Raw genomic sequence first — 16,450 nt, 5'->3', positions numbered from 1 at the left:
TTAACCCCCCTGCACGAACAGACGGTGGCGCGCCGCGCGCCACAGCAGCCAAATCGGGATGATGAGAACGACGAACCAGATCACCTGAAGCATCAAGGCCTGCAGGGCCGCATCGCCGGTTGTCCGCCCGGTAAAGACAGAGCTTGGCAGATAAGCAATCGCCTGGAACGGCAGCCACTGTACGATAGCGGCAAGCCAGCCCGGGAAGAGCGCAATCGGAATGACGACACCCGAGAACAAATCGACCAGCACGCGCTTCATCCGCATCATGCCCTCAATGTTCTCGATGAAGAACGCACACAAGCCCGTCAGAATGTTAATCTGCGAGTTGATCAGGAAGCTCAGCAGCAGCATCAGCGCGTACAGGAGCCAGGTCTTCGGATCAGACGGGAACTCGATCGGGAAGATGAGGCTGACCACAACAAGCCCCGGAACCATGAACAGCAGCAGCCGGAACAGTCCTTCCCCAAAGCCCTGCATCATCTTCACAACCAGATAGACATAAGGACGGATGAATTGAATGGCGACGCTGCCGTCTCTGATCTCATTGGAAATCTCCCGGTCCAGGTTGTTGAAATAGAAGGCCCGCGCCATCCAGGAAACGGCCACATAGGTCGTCATCTGGGCCAGCGTAAAGCCCCGTATCACCTCTTCGTCCATATAGATGGCGTTCCAGAAAAAGTAATACGCGCCGATATTAATCGCATAAATAACAATACCGCTGTAATAGTTAACCCTGTAAGCCAGCATCATCAGGAAGCGGATGCGGATCAGGTCCATATAAGCGCTAAGCATTCGGGACCGTCTCCTTCTGCCCTGCCGGACTGCCGCCGTCTTCACCGCTTGTCTGGCCATGCTTCCGCGCTTCTGCGGAGCCGGACTTGTAAATTTCACGAACGATCTCATCGGTGTTGGTCTCGATGATCTTGATATCGCGAATCTCCTTCGCGCCAACCACTCGTGACAAGGCATCCGACACATTAATATGATGCGGCAGCCACATGCTCGCTGTCAGCTCGTCTTCGGAGGTCCACTGGACATCCGGAAAATCCCGCGTGAGCGGAATAAGCTCGTTGATGTCCGGGCGGCTTGTGAACTGGAAGCGGATCTCCCTGCCTTTGCTCCATTTTTCCTTGAGCTCTTCCAATCCGCCATCATAGATAATTCGTCCGTCATCCAGCATGATGACTCTGGAGCAGAGCGCTTCAATGTCCTGCAGGTCATGCGTGGTCAGCAGAATCGTCGTGCCGTGCTCGCGGTTAAGCATCTTGAGAAAATCACGAATCTCCGTCTTCACGACGATATCCAGACCGATCGTAGGCTCATCCAGGAACAGGATCGACGGGTTATGCAGAAGTGAAGCCACAAGCTCGCAGCGCATCCGCTGGCCAAGGCTCAGCTTGCGAACCGGACGGGTAAGCAGGTCACCCAGCTGAAGGCGCTCGACAAGCTCATTCAGCCTTTTGCGGTAATCATCCTCCGGAACTCTGTACACCTTGCGGAGAAGCTGGAAGGATTCAATAACACCGATATCCCACCAGAGCTGGCTGCGCTGCCCGAAGACGACGCCGATCTCGCGCACGAATTTCTCCCGCTCCTGATAAGGGACGTAACCGTTCACCTTCAGCTGGCCCGAAGTAGGCACGAGGATGCCGGTCAGCATCTTGATTGTAGTCGATTTGCCTGCACCGTTCTCGCCGATATAGCCGCAAATCTCGCCTTCTGGAATCGTGAAGCTGATATCCTTAACAGCCGTCACTTCTGTGTATTCACGCTTGAACAGGTCCTTGAACGCACCTGCCAAGCCTTCCCTGTTCTTCTGTACGCGAAACTCTTTCCTTAAATCCTTAACGTCAATTGCCGGCATGGTCTATTGTTCTCCTCTCCTGCTCGACATTTCCCGGGAAATGGCGGGTTTTATCCGACATTTAGTATACCACTTGTAAGACAGCGCCTGACAAATTATAATTTTATGATATGTAATCATACATTTTATATTAAAACATTGGAAGCACAATAAGAGAGGATGGTCTAAGCCGGATGAAAGTGCGGGCCGAAAAGAAGAAAAGGCCGTGGAAGTGGGCTTTATACAGTATATTGGGAGTCGCTATTATAATTGGGGCCTATGCGGCCTATCAAGGAATCGGCATCTATAATGCGCTGGACAATTTCAAGAAGACGGAGACGGAGTCCCGGTTCAAGGATGTCATCGATGTCTCTGTTGAGAAGCCGCCGGAATGGACCGGCACGGAACGGGTAAACATTTTGCTCCTTGGCGGCGATGCCAGAGGACTGGACGAAGGCCAGGTTGCCCGCTCAGACTCCATGATGGTTGTTTCCATCGATCCGGTTACCAAGAAAGCCCATCTGCTGTCCCTGCTGCGGGACACCTATGTTGACATTCCCGGCCACAGCAGCAACCGCATTAATACGGCTATCACACTTGGCGGTCCGCCGCTGGCTGCACAGACAGTCGGTGATCTGCTTGGACTCGATATCCAATATTATATCTATGCAGACTTTGAAGGATTTAAAGCTCTTGTTGATGCCATTGGCGGTGTTGACTATGAAGTTGAGAAGAATATGAGATATACCGACAATGCCGACAAGAACCGTTACGATATTAATCTGAAGAAGGGCTACCAGCATCTGGACGGGGACAAAGCGCTGCAGTATGTCCGCTTCCGTCACGATGCCATGTCCGACTTCACACGGACAGAACGCCAGCGGAATTTCCTGAATGCCGTTGCCACGAAAATGCAGTCCACCTGGAACCTCGTCCGCATGAAGGAAATACTGGAGAGCATACAGCCTTACATTGAGACAAATCTTGAGGTTTCCGATATGCTGAAGCTCGGACAGCTTGGCCTAGATCTCCATATGGCAGGCTCGGCCCAGGTCCCACCGATGAATCTGCTTGCTGATGAACGGATTCAGGGTGTTGGCAGTGTGCTTGGCATCCGGAACACAGAAGAACTCAAGACTTACGTTCAGGAGGTTCTGAAGGGAGACACGTCCATTCCTGAGCCTGCCAAGGGAACATCGACCCAAGGCTCTGGAGCCCGCGGGATCGAGTCCAGCGGAGACGGGACCGGCGGTACTGCAAGCGGCTCAGCCGGCTGACAGGCCTTAACCGCGAATTGTCGTTTAATGTTCACCTGGGAAGAGGGCATACGGTCTGGCACCGTAATCTCCCTCTTCTTCTTTTTGGCTTATAATAGGACTAGACCATTATGAACAGGAAGGCGGGATGTTCCGGTGCTTCCGGGTCGTCATACGCTTATGAAAGGCAGGTATTTACATATGTCAATCAATTCACGCCCCCGTTCGGAGGCATTATATCAGGAAGCGCTGCAGCACATTGTAGGCGGCGTTAACAGCCCCTCCCGTTCCTTCAAGGCTGTCGGCGGCGGTGCTCCCGTATTCATGAAGCGCGCCGAAGGCGCCTACTTCTGGGATGTCGACGGCAACCGGTATGTCGACTACCTCGCAGCTTACGGCCCTATTATAGCCGGACATGCTCATCCCCATATTACGGAAGCATTAACGCGTGCGGCGGCTAACGGCACGTTGTACGGTACACCAACGGAGCTGGAAATTGAGCTGGCACGCAAACTGAAATCATCGATCCCTTCGCTTGATAAAGTGCGTTTCGTGAATTCCGGTACGGAAGCGGTCATGACAACCATTCGTGTGGCACGCGCTTATACCGGCCGCAACAAAATCATCAAGTTTGCCGGCTGTTACCATGGCCACTCCGATCTTGTCCTGGTAGCTGCCGGCTCCGGTCCGTCCACGCTTGGCATCCCGGACAGCGCAGGGATTCCGATCAGTATCGCGCAGGAGGTTATCACGGTTCCCTTCAATGATCTGGACGGGTTAAAGCTTGCGCTGGAGCGATATGGCGATGATGTCGCAGCTGTCATGGTTGAGCCGATTGTCGGCAACTTCGGCATGGTGATGCCAAAGCCCGGCTTCCTCGAAGGCCTCTGCCGGATGACCCGGGATGCAGGCGCGCTTGTGATCTACGACGAGGTCATCAGCGCATTCCGGTTCCATTACGGCTCCGCCCAGACGTTCCACGAGTTTGCGGATCAGGCTGCCATTGAGCCGGACCTCACGGCACTCGGCAAAATCATCGGCGGCGGACTGCCAATCGGTGCCTACGGCGGCCGCAAGACCATCATGGAGCAGGTTGCGCCGCTTGGTCCTGCGTACCAAGCTGGTACGATGGCCGGTAATCCTGCTTCCGTTGCAACCGGCATTGCCTGTCTTGAGGTACTGGAACAGCCAGGCGTTTACGAGCAGATGGACGCGCTGGCGGCAAGGCTCACCGAAGGGCTGGAACAGTCTGCTGAGCGTCACGGCATCCCGCTGACCGTGAACCGGATTAGAGGCTCGTTCTCGACACATTTCTGCAGCCATCCTGTCACGAACTATGACGAAGCCCAGGATACGGACGGCGAGCAGTTCGCCGCGTTCTTCCGGCACATGCTGGACCAGGGCGTCTGTCTGGCGCCTTCCAAGTATGAAGCCTGGTTCCTGACTGTGGCTCATACCGAAGAGGATATCGCCTTCACGCTGGAAGCGGCCGACCGCGCCTTCAAGGTCATGGCCTAAAAATAAATGAGAAGCAGCCCCACAGGTTATCGCACGCGACCTGTGGGGCTGCTTCATATTGTCGATTGCTGATTGCCACTTGCTGATTAGAGAGCGTAATTTGCGTTATTCCCGATTGCCGATTAGATTGCGCCGCAGAAATTCCTGCAAAAGTGCAGTCCTTATGGGAACCTACAGACCCCTTCCAATTAAACGGGGGGTGGGGAATTCCCAAACCTAGAGGCGGCGTGAGGCTGCTTGGGATTCCAACCGTCATGGACCGCTTTTTCCAGCTGGCGCTTCTGTTCTTCCACTGCCTATCGACCAAGCGATTGAAAAGCCTGCAAAAGTGCAGGTTCTTCCGCTGCTTGCCTACCATTAATCGAAAAGCCTGCAAATCTGCAGGTATTTTCGCTGCTATGGAGCCGCAGCGCTCCCTCGCTATCAAATACCTGCACTATTGCAGGTATATCTATATTTCCGGGTTGTCCAGGGTTTAAAGCCTGCAGATTTGCAGGCTTTTTGCAGGCGGTGAATATCAGCAGAAGCACGGGATGTACGGGGTGGACAAGAGGCACAGCTTGCACAGCGTGCTACTGCAGGCACAGCATGCACAGCATGCTACTGCTTGCACAGGATGTACGGGATGGACAAGAGGCACAGCTTGCACAGCGTGCTACTGCAGGCACAGCATGCTACTGCAGGCACAGCATGCACAGCATACTACTGCATGCACAACATGCTACTGCTTACACTGCATGCTACTGCAGGCACAGCATGCACGCCAGGCATACCATGGCCGGACAAGTCGGCCTTCAATGCAGACTATTCGCTGCACAGCCAGCTGAACAGCTCTCGGCTACGCTGCCACGTCACGCTTCTTGAACACGTACCAGGCAAGCGCCATGAAGATGGCATAGTAGACGGCAAGCACGCCGAGTGAGAAGCCAAGCGTATACTCGGTCTCACCAGCAGAAAGGTGGCCCGTTAGGTCAAGATGCGTAAACAAGATGTAATCCACCAAATCCGCCTGGAACATACCCAGAACGGCCACAAGGATGTTTCCTCCGCCAACCGTCAGGAAGATCGACAGACCAATCGCCAGTCCCGACGACCGGAAGACGGACGAAATCATGAACGCCAGTGTAGCCACCACGACCAGGCTGATGAAGTTATACAGATAGAACATCAGCATATACGGCAGCGGTGCCATGTTATCCGCAGAGCCAACGGCCAGCTCCAGCTCGCTGGAATATCCAAAGACGATCATATTAATCAGAACGGTAAATACGAACACGACAGCCGTAAAAAATACAGCCAGCAGCATCAGCGATATGTACTTGGAGAGCAGGATCTTCGAACGGCTCCACGGGCGAATGAGCAGCAGCTTTATCGTACCTGTCGAGAATTCACTTGCCACACTCTCGGCTGCCACTATAACGACGAAGATGGTTATCAGCGAAGACAAGAAGGTTGCCTCCAACTCCGTGACCATCCACATGTTCGGCATTTCATTGGCAATACTATAGAAGACAATAGTCGTTCCCGCTGCAAGCACAAGTAATATTCCGAGCATAATCCAGGTGCGGATTCTGCGGTAAATCTTCATATTCTCATTGGCGACTAGCTGCATGAAATCAAACAATCCCCTCACCTCCGGTCACTTCTAGGAACTGGTCTTCAAGCGATTTGGCTACCGAGCGGAAGCCGTACACTTTAAAGCCTGCGCCGACCAGACGTGCGTTAATGCCGGCTGCCGTTTCCCGGTCTATGTTCATGGACAGCAAGGCGCCAGCAAGGGTCACTGGTACACCTTCGGCTTCAAGCAGCTTCACCGCCTCCTCCGGGCGGTCCACTTCGAAATGGACGACCGTGCCGGTCAGACCAGTCTCTGCAGCTCCGTTCAGAGCCCGGACATCAAGCAGCCTCCCGCTCTGAATAATCGCCACACGGTCACACATCAGCTCCATCTCGGACAGCAAGTGACTGGAGACAAATACGGTAATGCCTTCTGTTCTTGCCAGCTGGCGCAGATAGTCGCGAAGCTCCCGGATACCCGCTGGATCGAGACCATTGGTCGGTTCATCCAGAATCAGCAAGGAAGGCTTGTGCATAACTGCCTGAGCGACACCAAGGCGCTGGCGCATACCAAGCGAGTATGTCTTCACCTTATCATTAATGCGTTCCTTAAGCCCAACCAGCGCGACCACTTCGTCAATCCGCTGCCTGGTAATGCCCGGTATCATCCTGGCATAGTGCAGAAGGTTCTGATAACCCGTCAAATACTTATACATTTCAGGATTTTCGACAATGGCCCCAACGTGGCGTATGGCCTTCTCATATTCCGTCTTGATGCTGCAGCCTCTAATCATGATTTCCCCATCGGTCAGTCCCATGAGGCCAACCATCATCCGGATTGTCGTTGTTTTACCCGAGCCGTTCGGTCCCAAAAAGCCGAATACTTCACCGGTCGGGACATCCAGCGTCAGCTTATCGATGATGGTCTTGCCGCCAATCCGTTTCGTAACATTCTGCAGGCGGACGACCGGGTCTTTGCCAGCTGCCGCGGATGCAGGTACTTGTTCATGCATTGTTTCCCCTCCCTTTATACTCCTGCTATTATATAGGAGCTAGGAAACTATTGGAAGGTTCTTTATCAAACCTTGAGATTGTCCAAGTGTTCTAGAGAGACAACCAAACAGCCCGGCCGGGATCCATGATCCATGCCGGGCTGATCGTATAAACTTATTCATTATTCCGCAAAAGAAGATCACGCGCGCTACGCAGACACCAAGCGGGCAAGCAGCGAGTCAAACCGTTCATCCCTGAGCTTCTGGCTGGGGTCATAAATGTCTCCGCCTGGTTCAGCCGCGGCAAGCTCTGCATAGAGAAGGTCATCCGGCCCGCTGCCTGCCGCCGCCTGTGTGCAGCTTTCGCAGCAGCCGAGCGGATGAATGACACGGAAATAACCTGTCTTAAACAGAACATCCGCTTCGCCCATTTCCTCCAGCTTGTTACAGCAGACACAGTAGAACTGATTTGATCCGTGCATTAGTAATTCACTCCCTTAAATGTAAAGTGTGTATACCATTTGTATCATATATATTCAACTATGTTACAGTACGTATCCATCCACACTTATAATTTATGACATAACTCGATTCATGTCAAGGTATATCACGCTTACATTGTTCTATTTTGTCACAATAGTAAGCAGTCCATCTCCTACCCAGACCATCTCTTATTACCCAGGCCCCACACTCGTTAAACATAATTCGTCAATTTTCTCTACAAAAACTTAAAAATCCTGCCGTCAGACTGTCAAGAGCCGGATTCTCCCTATCCATGCCCCACTTTAGTCCGGGGAAAAAGGTCGCAGCTGACGGAGTACCGGACGGCCTACCGCCGTATAATAAAGACCCGCTTCCTTGACTGCCTCACCCTGATAGGCATTACGCCCATCAATCAGCACTGGCGCAGCCATTACAGATCGGAGCAAAGTCAAATCGACCTCCGTAAAAACAGGCCATTCCGTAAGCAGGCAGACGGCATGAGCGCCCTCAGCCGCAGATAATGGTTCCTTGTGCCAGGTTACCTGGGGATGTTCGTACGCCCGCCGGAAGCCAAGTTCCGCAGCCGGGTCACACATCCGCACAGCAGCCCCGCTGGAGACAAGTTCAGGCACAATATCAAGTGATGGAGCAGAACGGACATCATCGGTCCCCGGCTTAAAAGAGGCTCCCCATACGGCAATGGTTAATCCCTCCAACGCGCCTAGCTGTTCCCCGAGAGCTACAAGCACCCGCTTGCGCTGGGTCTGGTTAACCTCAATAACCGCCTTAAGCAGCTTGAAATCATAATCAACATGGCCGGCAATTTGCAGCAGCGCATGGGTGTCCTTAGGAAAGCAGGAGCCTCCGTAGCCGATCCCCGCCTTAAGAAAGGCATTTCCAATCCGCGGGTCCATGCCCATGCCTGCCGCCACAACCTGAACATCTGCACCTACCTTATCGCACAGATTCGCCATTTCATTGATGAATGAAATTTTCGTGGCCAGAAAAGCATTTGACGCATACTTGATCATCTCAGCCGTCCGCAGATCGGTATGCAGTATATTAGAAGTAAGAGGAGCATGCAGATCAGCTGCTCTGGCAGCAGCCTGCTCGCTGTCGGAGCCGATCACAATTCGATCAGGATGAAAGCTGTCCTGCAGCGCCGAGCCTTCCCTCATAAACTCCGGAACCGATACGGTATCCGCATTCCGCCCGGTTTCCTCCTTAATCCATTCCCTCACACGCTCATTTGTCCCAACCGGCACGGTGCTTTTGATCATGACGATGGCATCCTCCCGGAGGAATCGGGCAAAGCTCCGCACAGCTGACTCTAAATCCGTCAGATCACTGGCTCCGTCCATGCGCTGGGGCGTTCCAACGGCTACGACGACCACATCGGCCAGTGCTGTGTCCACGACTGATGCGGAGAAGCTGAGACGCTCTTCGCTCATCAGCCGTATCATATGTTCCTCCAAGCCCGGCTCATAGATTGTCGGTCTTCCCGCTGACAACAGACCGATCTTATCTTCGTCGCGATCGACGCAGACCACACGGTGGCCCAGCTCAGCAAAGCATACTCCTGTGACCAAGCCCACATAACCAGCGCCAATTATAACAATATTCACAGGTATTCCCTCCGTACTTAATATGCTGCCACCATTATACTACCGATGCAGAAGAAAGTCCTCCGCCCTCTTATCCGACAAGATTGGCATGTCCCGGGTGCCTTTCTCCGCCATTCTATGCGGGTTTTACGCGAAAAATGACTGTTGATTTTCCCATGACCCTACCAAATCTTTAAAAATTTTTTAAGATAGGTATAGAAGTAGTATAGACAGGCAAGAGTGAATATCATAAGATACAAAATGTAACGGTAATTTCAGGTAGTCCGGCGAATTCAGCTTTCGGCCATTTTTTTGTTCCAGGGTGCATTTGACGGGTTATGATATATTAATCTGTAAGCAAGTGGTATATAGGAGGATTACAATGAGCATAGGCAGCCGTATTGCAAAGTTGAGGGAGCAGCGGGGGTGGACACAGGAACAGACTTCCTCCTCGCTTGGCATATCCCGTGCCGCTCTCTCACACTATGAGAAAAACCGGAGGGAACCGGACACAGAGACACTAACGAAGTTTGCTGACCTGTTTAAAGTATCCATTGATTATCTGGTTGGACGAACAGACTTGCCCCATAGGACATTAGATCCCGATGTCAGACAGTTTTCGGACGCACTCGAATTATCGGATGAGGAAATATTGGAGAAGTTTGCGCTCGCCATTGATGGACGCAAGCTGTCAGCCGACGAGGCGCGCCGGTTCATCGCCTTTGTCCGTGCGGAGCGGATGATGCAGGGAAATGGCGGTCAATGACGGTATAGGGTGATAGAAGCGACCGCAGAAGGCTGCGGTTCGTTACATAGAACAGCATAGAGCTTTACATGCCAAAAAAGCGGGGATGCTTCGATAATCGAAGCATCCCCGCTTTATGTTAAGGCATGCCGGGCAGGCATCAGGTTGCAGCGAGCGCTGCTTCCCTTGCTTCCCGTTCGAGCTGTTTGGCCTCTTCGATCCGGCTGGCCGAATACAGCGGCGCATAGTAGTCGTAAATACGTCTTAGCCCCTCTTCAAGGTTAACCTTCGGCTCCCACGCAAGCTGCTCCTTGGCGAGACTGTTATCAAGGCAGCTGTGAAGAATATCGCCTTGGCGCGCTTCCTCATAGCTAACCTCCTGCTTCCGGCCCATAACACCCTCGAAAGCGGCAATCAGGCCGTTTAAGCTGACAGAGGTGGCTGTGCTGATGTTAACGATTTGACCGTCACCGTGATCAATGGCCTGCACGTTTGCTTCCGCTATATCTCCGACATAGATGAAATCCCGTGTCTGCGTGCCATCGCCAAATACCCGAAGCGGCTCATTCTGCAGCATCCGGTCGAGGAATATCGAGATAACACCGCCCTCGCCCTTCGGATCCTGCCTGACACCGTATACGTTGGCATACCGCAATATCGTGAACGCGATATTATGAAGCGAAGCAAAGGTGCGGATATAATACTCGGGCACATATTTGGATACACCATAGAACGAAATCGGCATCTTCCGGTGATCCTCTGTCACCGGCAAACTCTCCGGCGGACCGTAAACCGCAGCCGATGAGGCATAGATGAACTTCCTCACGCCTGCTGTAACTGATGCCTTCAGCAGGTTTACGGTGCCCGAGATGTTAATACCCGCATCCTCGAACGGATTGACGATGGACTGCTGGACGTCAATCTGGGCGGCATGGTGAATTACAACATCCGGCCGCTCTTTTTCCATGATGCTGAACATGTCGTTGGAACGAATGTCCGCCTCGTAAAATATCGCTTCCGGGTTCACATTCTCCCGCTTGCCTGTCGTCAAATTGTCGACAATGATCGTACGGTGGCCTTTTTCAATACAGCGATCCACAATATGAGAGCCGATGAATCCGGCTCCCCCTGTGACTAATATTTTCTGCATCCTGCTCCGACTCCTTTATCTGCGTGGATTAATGAGTGCCTGGTTATACGACTGCGTGTTCCGGCGTACGGACTACAGGTCTGCCGACACTGTAATAAGCAAGGCCAAGCTCTTCCATCTCCTGCAGCGAGAAGCAGTTCCGGCCGTCTACGACGATTGGAGCACGGAGAAGCTCGCGGGCACGAGTGAGATCCATCTCCTTGATTTCATTCCACTCCGTCAGAATCATACAGGCATCCGCACCGCGCAGCGTGTCATAGACATTAGCGCCGTACTCCGTCTCAGCTGGCAGCTGCTTGCTTGCCTCCGGGATGGCTACCGGGTCGTATGCTGTAACCGTTGCGCCCATTTCCAGAAGTGCCGGAATCAGATCGAGGGATGGCGCATAACGCATATCATCCGTGTTCGGCTTGAATGCAAGGCCAAGAACAGCAATGTGCTTGCCTTGAACACTGCCGAGCGCTTCCTTAATCTTGTCCAGCATGATAAGGCGCTGGCGATGGTTGATATCGATTACCGACTCGATAATTTTGAATTCATAGTTGTTCTGGGTAGCAATATGCTTGAGCGCCTCTGTATCCTTAGGGAAGCAGGAGCCGCCGTAGCCGATGCCCGCCTGCAGGAACTTCGCGCCGATCCGGCTGTCGAGGCCTACGCCTGCAGCAACTTCCGTAACGTCAGCGCCTACGCGTTCGCACAGGTTGGCGATTTCGTTAATGAACGAGATCTTGGTCGCGAGGAAGGCGTTCGCCGCGTACTTGATCATCTCCGCGCTTTCCAGGTTCGTGATATAGATCGTTGTGTTGAACGGCTCATGCAGCTCAGCAATGATCTTCGCAGCCTTGTCGCTGGTTGCGCCGATAACCGCACGCTCCATGTTCATGCAGTCGGCAATCGCTGTGCCTTCACGCAGGAACTCCGGATTCGATACAACATCGAATTCCACCGAGCTGTCCGGCCGGTTCTCAGCAACGGTCTGCGCAACAAGCCGGCCCGTTCCTACCGGTACCGTACTCTTCGTTACCACGACCTTATAGCTGTTCAGGTTCTCGCCAATCGTCTTGGCTACAGCCTTAACATAGGTAAGATCAGCTTCCCCTGTAGCGGACATCGGCGTTCCTACCGCGATGAAGACAATGTCGGAAGCCTGGATAGCCGCTCCGATCTCATCCGTGAAGGACAAGCGGCCGAGTTCCGTATTCGAGGAGACAATCTCCTCAAGGCCCGGCTCATAGATAGGAATAATACCTGATTTCAGCAGGTCAATCTTGCGGCGGTCAATATCGCAGCAGATAACCTGATGTCCGATTTCGGCAAAACATGTACCCGACACCAAACCGACATAACCTGTTCCGATTACTGCAACCTTCTTCATATCGATTACCCCCCGTGAGTTACAAGCTGATTTTGGTAGATTTCCTGCAGATAAGCCATCACATCATCGCGCAAGTCTTCACGCTGCAATGCAAAGTCAACGGTTGCCTTGATGAAGCCGAACTTGTCACCGACATCATAACGGACACCCGTAAAGTTATAAGCCAGCACTGTCTGCAATGCGTTCAGACGCTGAATACCGTCTGTCAGCTGAATTTCGCCGCCCGAAGTCGGTTCCAGGCTGCCGAGAATGTCGAAAATTTCCGGACGAAGCACATAACGGCCCATAATGGCATAGTTGGAAGGAGCCTGCTCCTTCTTCGGCTTCTCGATGAAGTTGGCCACGCGCACCAGGTCCGGTGCGATTTCGAGGCCGTGCGGGTCAATTACACCATACTTGGATACGTCTTCATCCGGTACTTCCTGAACACCGACAACCGACGACTGGTACATGTCGAAGACGTTGATCAGCTGCTTCAGGCAAGGCACTTCGGACTGCACGATGTCATCGCCAAGCAGAACTGCAAACGGCTCATGACCGATAAACTTGCGCGCGCACCAGATTGCATGGCCAAGGCCCTTCGGCTCGCCCTGACGGATGTAATGGATCTGTGCCAGATCATTAATAGCAGCCAGCTCGTCCAATTCCTTCTGCTTGTTCTTCTTGGCAAGGGTTTCTTCGAGCTCGAACGATTTGTCAAAATGATCCTCGATCGCACGCTTGCCGCGTCCGCTGACAATAATAATATCTTCAATGCCGGAGGCGACAGCTTCTTCAATAATGTATTGAATAGTCGGCTTATCGACAATCGGCAGCATTTCTTTCGGCTGTGCCTTCGTTGCAGGCAGGAAACGGGTACCAAGACCCGCGGCTGGTATAATCGCTTTTTTAACTTTCATGAATGATTACCTCCCTAATATGAACCTTTGTTCAGCAGTACCATCTGGATCGTCTTCAGAAAGATCTTCACATCAAGCAAGAGCGAGCAATTTTGCACATATTCCAGGTCGTAACGAATCTTATCGCCATGCGATATATCCGAGCGGCCGTTAACCTGCGCCCAACCGGTAATACCCGGCTTGACAAGCAGACGCTGACGCTGGTGAGCATTGTATTTATCGGTAATCTGCGGCACCTCAGGGCGGGGACCGATAATGCTCATATCGCCCTTCAGCACATTGTAGAACTGCAGCAGCTCATCCAGGCTTGTCTTGCGCAGGAATGCGCCAAGCTTCGTTACATTCGGGTTAAAGCCGGACTTGAATACAAAATCATCCGGTACACCGTCTGTCCACTCATCATAATTGGCCTTAGCCTGATTAGGCGCCGGCACCTGCTTGTGGGCAAGCCTCATTGAACGAAACTTATAAATCGTAAACGGTACGCCGTTCACCCCGGTGCGAACCTGCTTGAATACGGCAGGGCGGCCGTCTGTAAGGACAATGGTCAGATAGACCAGCAGAAGCAGCGGCGAAATAAAGACCAGGATAAAGGCACTGCTGACGACATCCAGCATACGTTTCACTCTCCGGTAAGATAAGAACTGGGTTTCGGTGCGGTTCAGCTCCATCTCCATTGACATGCGCTGCTGGGGATTCATACTCATGGTTTGACTTCACTCCTTCTTATTGTGATTATGGGTAAATCATTGTTCGCAATCAGGCAGGCGATGCTAAACGGAATTCGAGCCTTCGGCATAGCCGGTGTCTACCGTTACCGACTGCAGGTGCTTGGCCTTCTCCGTTAAGCCCAGCTTCTTAATCAGCTCACCGTAGTAAGCGTGAATGCGCTCAACGACCAGCTCCTCGGTGAATTCCTGCTCCACCATGCGGCGGCCCTCCTGGCCCAGCCGGCTGGCGTACTCACCGTCGCCCAGTACTTTGTTAAGCGCACTGGCGAGTGCATCTGCATCTTTATAGGGAACAAGCAGACCATTGCGCTCATTCGTTACAGTCTCGCGCGTGCCAATGACATCACTAGCCACAACCGGCTTGCTGTATGTCATGGCCTCCATGACGATACGGGGGATGCCTTCCTTCTCCGACGACAGGACAATAACATCAGCGAGCTCAATCCACGAGTAAATCTCGCGGGTATGGCCGATCAGCCGTACCTGTTCTTCCAGCCCGTATTCCTTGATCCGGCTGCGTACTTCATCCTCCAGCTCGCCCTTGCCGGCAAGCACGCAGACATAATCCGTCTGTCCAAGCTGCTTCAATCGTTTCAGCCCTTCCAGCAGGAAGAAGTGATCCTTCACCGGCTCGAAGCGGGCCCCCATCAGCATGACCTTCTGATCAGGCCGGATGGACCACTGCCGTCGAAGCTCACTCAGCATCTCGGGCGTAACGGCAGCACGCTTGGCGTCGAGGGCTTCCAAATCAACACCGTTGCCCTCGTAATAGACCGTCGCACGCGGTGCATATTCACGGATCTTGGCAATATCCTCGCGGTTCTGGGAGGCGATTGCGTGTCCGAATGCGGCGCCAATCTTCTCAAGCAAACAAAAAAGCCGGTTCTTAAGCCGGCTTTGTCCTTCATAAAACGGAAGGCCGTGGGTCGTATGGATCACGACGGGAACTCTTGCGAGCCGCGCCGCTATCCGTCCGACTACCCCGGCCTTTGCGGTATGCGTATGAACAATATCGTACTGCTCCTGCTTCAGCACCTTGGCGACCCTGAAGATGGAGCGCAGGTCATCCAGCGGCTTGATCGGGCGGTTCATATGAACGAACCGGAGCTCAAATCCGTATTTGTCCACCAGATTCGGATCATAACCTTCTTCGGACGAAACGAGATGAATGTCGTATCCCTTCTTACGCAACAGCGCCAGCTTATCGACTAGTATCTTATGACTTAGCGCACTCGTACAGAGATGAGCAACCTTCATGTCCCGTTACACCCCCGCAGGCTGGTCTGCATAATACTTGGTATACCAGGCTACGAAGCGCGAGAGGCCTTCTTCAATTGTTGTGTACGGCTTAAATCCGACAGCCTGCTGAAGCGCACTGATATCAGCAAATGTCTCTACCACGTCGCCATCCTGCATCGGCAGCAGCTCGATATCCGCCTTCTTGCCGAGCGCGCTCTCCAGTGTGCGGATGAAATGCATCAGTTCAACCGGCTGATTGTTGCCGATGTTATACACACGGTATGGAGCATAGCTGGTTGCCGGATCCGGATTCAACCGGTCGAAGCTTGGATCGCCCTGCGGCACATGATCCATCAGACGGACGATACCTTCTACAATATCATCAATATACGTAAAGTCGCGGCGCATCTGTCCATGGTTGAATACCTGGATTTTCTCGCCGGCCATAATTTTCTTCGTAAAGGAGAAATACGCCATATCCGGACGGCCCCACGGACCATATACCGTGAAGAAACGCAGCCCTGTCGTCGGCAAACCGTATAGATGGCTGTAAGTATGCGCGAACAGCTCATTAGCCTTTTTCGTAGCAGCGTACAAGCTGACTGGATGGTTGACCGGATCAGCTTCCGCAAACGGCATCTTGGCGTTGGCGCCATAGACCGAGCTGGAAGAAGCATAGATCAGATGAGGCGTCTTCTGATAGCGGCATGCTTCAAGGATATTCGTAAAGCCTGCCACATTGGAAGCGATATAGGCATGCGGGTTTTTCAGACTGTAGCGTACTCCTGCCTGTGCCGCCAAGTGGATAACGCGGTCAAACGTGTGACGTGCGAACAGATCCTGGACGGCTGTCAGATCTTCGAGATGCATTCTAGCCAGTTCGAAACGGTCATAGTCCAGCAGCTGGGCAGCCCGGTCTTCCTTCAGCCTTACATCATAATAGTCGTTAAAATTATCGGCGCCTACTACTTCATGTCCTGCTTCAAGCAGGCGTACCGCCGTATGAAAACCGACAAAACCTGCCGCTCCTGTAATTAATACTTTCATCGTGGAAT

Annotated in this window: 15 protein-coding genes; 3 read left to right on the top strand and 12 right to left on the bottom strand. The window is 52.9% G+C overall.

The window, feature by feature from the left end; all coding sequences use genetic code 11:
* Together DNH61_RS13465 and DNH61_RS13460 are read right to left on the bottom strand one after the other, a co-directional pair.
* The gene (locus tag DNH61_RS13465; RefSeq protein ID WP_111147163.1) at positions 1–795 is read right to left on the bottom strand and encodes an ABC transporter permease; all 795 of its coding nucleotides are present in this window, start codon (positions 793–795) and stop codon (positions 1–3) included.
* Positions 788–1,867, bottom strand: a complete 1,080-nt coding sequence (locus tag DNH61_RS13460; protein ID WP_111147162.1) for an ABC transporter ATP-binding protein — start codon at positions 1,865–1,867, stop codon at positions 788–790. Before DNH61_RS13460 ends, DNH61_RS13465 begins: the two co-directional genes overlap by 8 nt.
* Before the next feature lie 173 nt (positions 1,868–2,040).
* Between DNH61_RS13460 and DNH61_RS13455 the strand changes: the two genes are divergently transcribed.
* A complete protein-coding gene (locus tag DNH61_RS13455; protein WP_111147161.1) occupies positions 2,041–3,123 on the top strand; it encodes an LCP family protein in 1,083 nt (360 codons plus the stop codon).
* Positions 3,124–3,303: 180 nt separating this feature from the next.
* Positions 3,304–4,620 (top strand): glutamate-1-semialdehyde 2,1-aminomutase, encoded by a 1,317-nt coding sequence (locus tag DNH61_RS13450; protein ID WP_111147160.1) that lies wholly within the window; start codon positions 3,304–3,306, stop codon positions 4,618–4,620.
* Positions 4,621–5,458: 838 nt separating this feature from the next.
* On the opposite strand, the gene DNH61_RS13440 is transcribed toward DNH61_RS13450, so the two are convergent.
* The 4 genes from DNH61_RS13440 to DNH61_RS13425 form a co-directional block, all read right to left on the bottom strand.
* Positions 5,459–6,253, bottom strand: coding sequence for an ABC transporter permease (locus DNH61_RS13440; protein ID WP_245948168.1), 795 nt, complete (start codon positions 6,251–6,253; stop codon positions 5,459–5,461).
* The gene (locus DNH61_RS13435) at positions 6,237–7,190 is read right to left on the bottom strand and encodes an ABC transporter ATP-binding protein (protein ID WP_111147158.1); all 954 of its coding nucleotides are present in this window, start codon (positions 7,188–7,190) and stop codon (positions 6,237–6,239) included. Before DNH61_RS13435 ends, DNH61_RS13440 begins: the two co-directional genes overlap by 17 nt.
* Before the next feature lie 188 nt (positions 7,191–7,378).
* A complete protein-coding gene (locus DNH61_RS13430) occupies positions 7,379–7,651 on the bottom strand; it encodes a hypothetical protein (protein WP_111147157.1) in 273 nt (90 codons plus the stop codon).
* Between the two features lie 303 nt (positions 7,652–7,954).
* Complete coding sequence (locus DNH61_RS13425) at positions 7,955–9,277, bottom strand: UDP-glucose dehydrogenase family protein (RefSeq protein ID WP_111147156.1); 1,323 nt, start codon at positions 9,275–9,277, stop codon at positions 7,955–7,957.
* Between the two features lie 361 nt (positions 9,278–9,638).
* On the opposite strand from DNH61_RS13425, the gene DNH61_RS13420 reads away from it, so the two are divergent.
* The gene (locus DNH61_RS13420) at positions 9,639–10,022 is read left to right on the top strand and encodes a helix-turn-helix domain-containing protein (protein WP_111147155.1); all 384 of its coding nucleotides are present in this window, start codon (positions 9,639–9,641) and stop codon (positions 10,020–10,022) included.
* Positions 10,023–10,161: 139 nt separating this feature from the next.
* Here the strand turns inward: DNH61_RS13420 and DNH61_RS13415 are convergent, their stop codons facing one another.
* The 6 genes from DNH61_RS13415 to DNH61_RS13390 form a co-directional block, all read right to left on the bottom strand.
* A complete protein-coding gene (locus DNH61_RS13415) occupies positions 10,162–11,151 on the bottom strand; it encodes an NAD-dependent epimerase/dehydratase family protein (RefSeq protein ID WP_111147154.1) in 990 nt (329 codons plus the stop codon).
* Between the two features lie 43 nt (positions 11,152–11,194).
* Positions 11,195–12,526, bottom strand: a complete 1,332-nt coding sequence (tuaD, locus tag DNH61_RS13410; protein ID WP_111147153.1) for a UDP-glucose 6-dehydrogenase TuaD — start codon at positions 12,524–12,526, stop codon at positions 11,195–11,197.
* Positions 12,527–12,531: 5 nt separating this feature from the next.
* Positions 12,532–13,425, bottom strand: coding sequence for a UTP--glucose-1-phosphate uridylyltransferase GalU (gene galU, locus DNH61_RS13405; RefSeq protein ID WP_111147152.1), 894 nt, complete (start codon positions 13,423–13,425; stop codon positions 12,532–12,534).
* A 14-nt stretch (positions 13,426–13,439) separates the two neighbouring features.
* Positions 13,440–14,096 (bottom strand): sugar transferase, encoded by a 657-nt coding sequence (locus DNH61_RS13400; RefSeq protein WP_425452247.1) that lies wholly within the window; start codon positions 14,094–14,096, stop codon positions 13,440–13,442.
* Between the two features lie 102 nt (positions 14,097–14,198).
* Complete coding sequence (locus DNH61_RS13395; protein ID WP_111147151.1) at positions 14,199–15,413, bottom strand: glycosyltransferase family 4 protein; 1,215 nt, start codon at positions 15,411–15,413, stop codon at positions 14,199–14,201.
* A gap of 6 nt (positions 15,414–15,419) precedes the next feature.
* The gene (locus DNH61_RS13390) at positions 15,420–16,442 is read right to left on the bottom strand and encodes an NAD-dependent epimerase (protein ID WP_111147150.1); all 1,023 of its coding nucleotides are present in this window, start codon (positions 16,440–16,442) and stop codon (positions 15,420–15,422) included.
* Positions 16,443–16,450: the final 8 nt, after the last annotated feature.

The organism is Paenibacillus sambharensis, from assembly GCF_003233845.1.
GTDB lineage: Bacteria > Bacillota > Bacilli > Paenibacillales > Paenibacillaceae > Paenibacillus_I > Paenibacillus_I sambharensis.
This window is presented reverse-complemented; position numbering and strand designations above follow the sequence as displayed.

Bases quoted from the DNA above. Each gene is read 5' to 3' on its own strand.
- DNH61_RS13465 (WP_111147163.1), bottom strand. From the start codon at position 795: ATGCTTAGCGCTTATATGGACCTGATCCGCATCCGCTTCCTGATGATG.
- DNH61_RS13460 (WP_111147162.1), bottom strand. From the start codon at position 1,867: ATGCCGGCAATTGACGTTAAGGATTTAAGGAAAGAGTTTCGCGTACAG.
- DNH61_RS13455 (WP_111147161.1), top strand. From the start codon at position 2,041: ATGAAAGTGCGGGCCGAAAAGAAGAAAAGGCCGTGGAAGTGGGCTTTA.
- DNH61_RS13450 (WP_111147160.1), top strand. From the start codon at position 3,304: ATGTCAATCAATTCACGCCCCCGTTCGGAGGCATTATATCAGGAAGCG.
- DNH61_RS13435 (WP_111147158.1), bottom strand. From the start codon at position 7,190: ATGCATGAACAAGTACCTGCATCCGCGGCAGCTGGCAAAGACCCGGTC.
- DNH61_RS13430 (WP_111147157.1), bottom strand. From the start codon at position 7,651: ATGCACGGATCAAATCAGTTCTACTGTGTCTGCTGTAACAAGCTGGAG.
- DNH61_RS13420 (WP_111147155.1), top strand. From the start codon at position 9,639: ATGAGCATAGGCAGCCGTATTGCAAAGTTGAGGGAGCAGCGGGGGTGG.
- DNH61_RS13415 (WP_111147154.1), bottom strand. From the start codon at position 11,151: ATGCAGAAAATATTAGTCACAGGGGGAGCCGGATTCATCGGCTCTCAT.
- tuaD (WP_111147153.1), bottom strand. From the start codon at position 12,526: ATGAAGAAGGTTGCAGTAATCGGAACAGGTTATGTCGGTTTGGTGTCG.
- galU (WP_111147152.1), bottom strand. From the start codon at position 13,425: ATGAAAGTTAAAAAAGCGATTATACCAGCCGCGGGTCTTGGTACCCGT.
- DNH61_RS13400 (WP_425452247.1), bottom strand. From the start codon at position 14,096: ATGGAGCTGAACCGCACCGAAACCCAGTTCTTATCTTACCGGAGAGTG.
- DNH61_RS13395 (WP_111147151.1), bottom strand. From the start codon at position 15,413: ATGAAGGTTGCTCATCTCTGTACGAGTGCGCTAAGTCATAAGATACTA.
- DNH61_RS13390 (WP_111147150.1), bottom strand. From the start codon at position 16,442: ATGAAAGTATTAATTACAGGAGCGGCAGGTTTTGTCGGTTTTCATACG.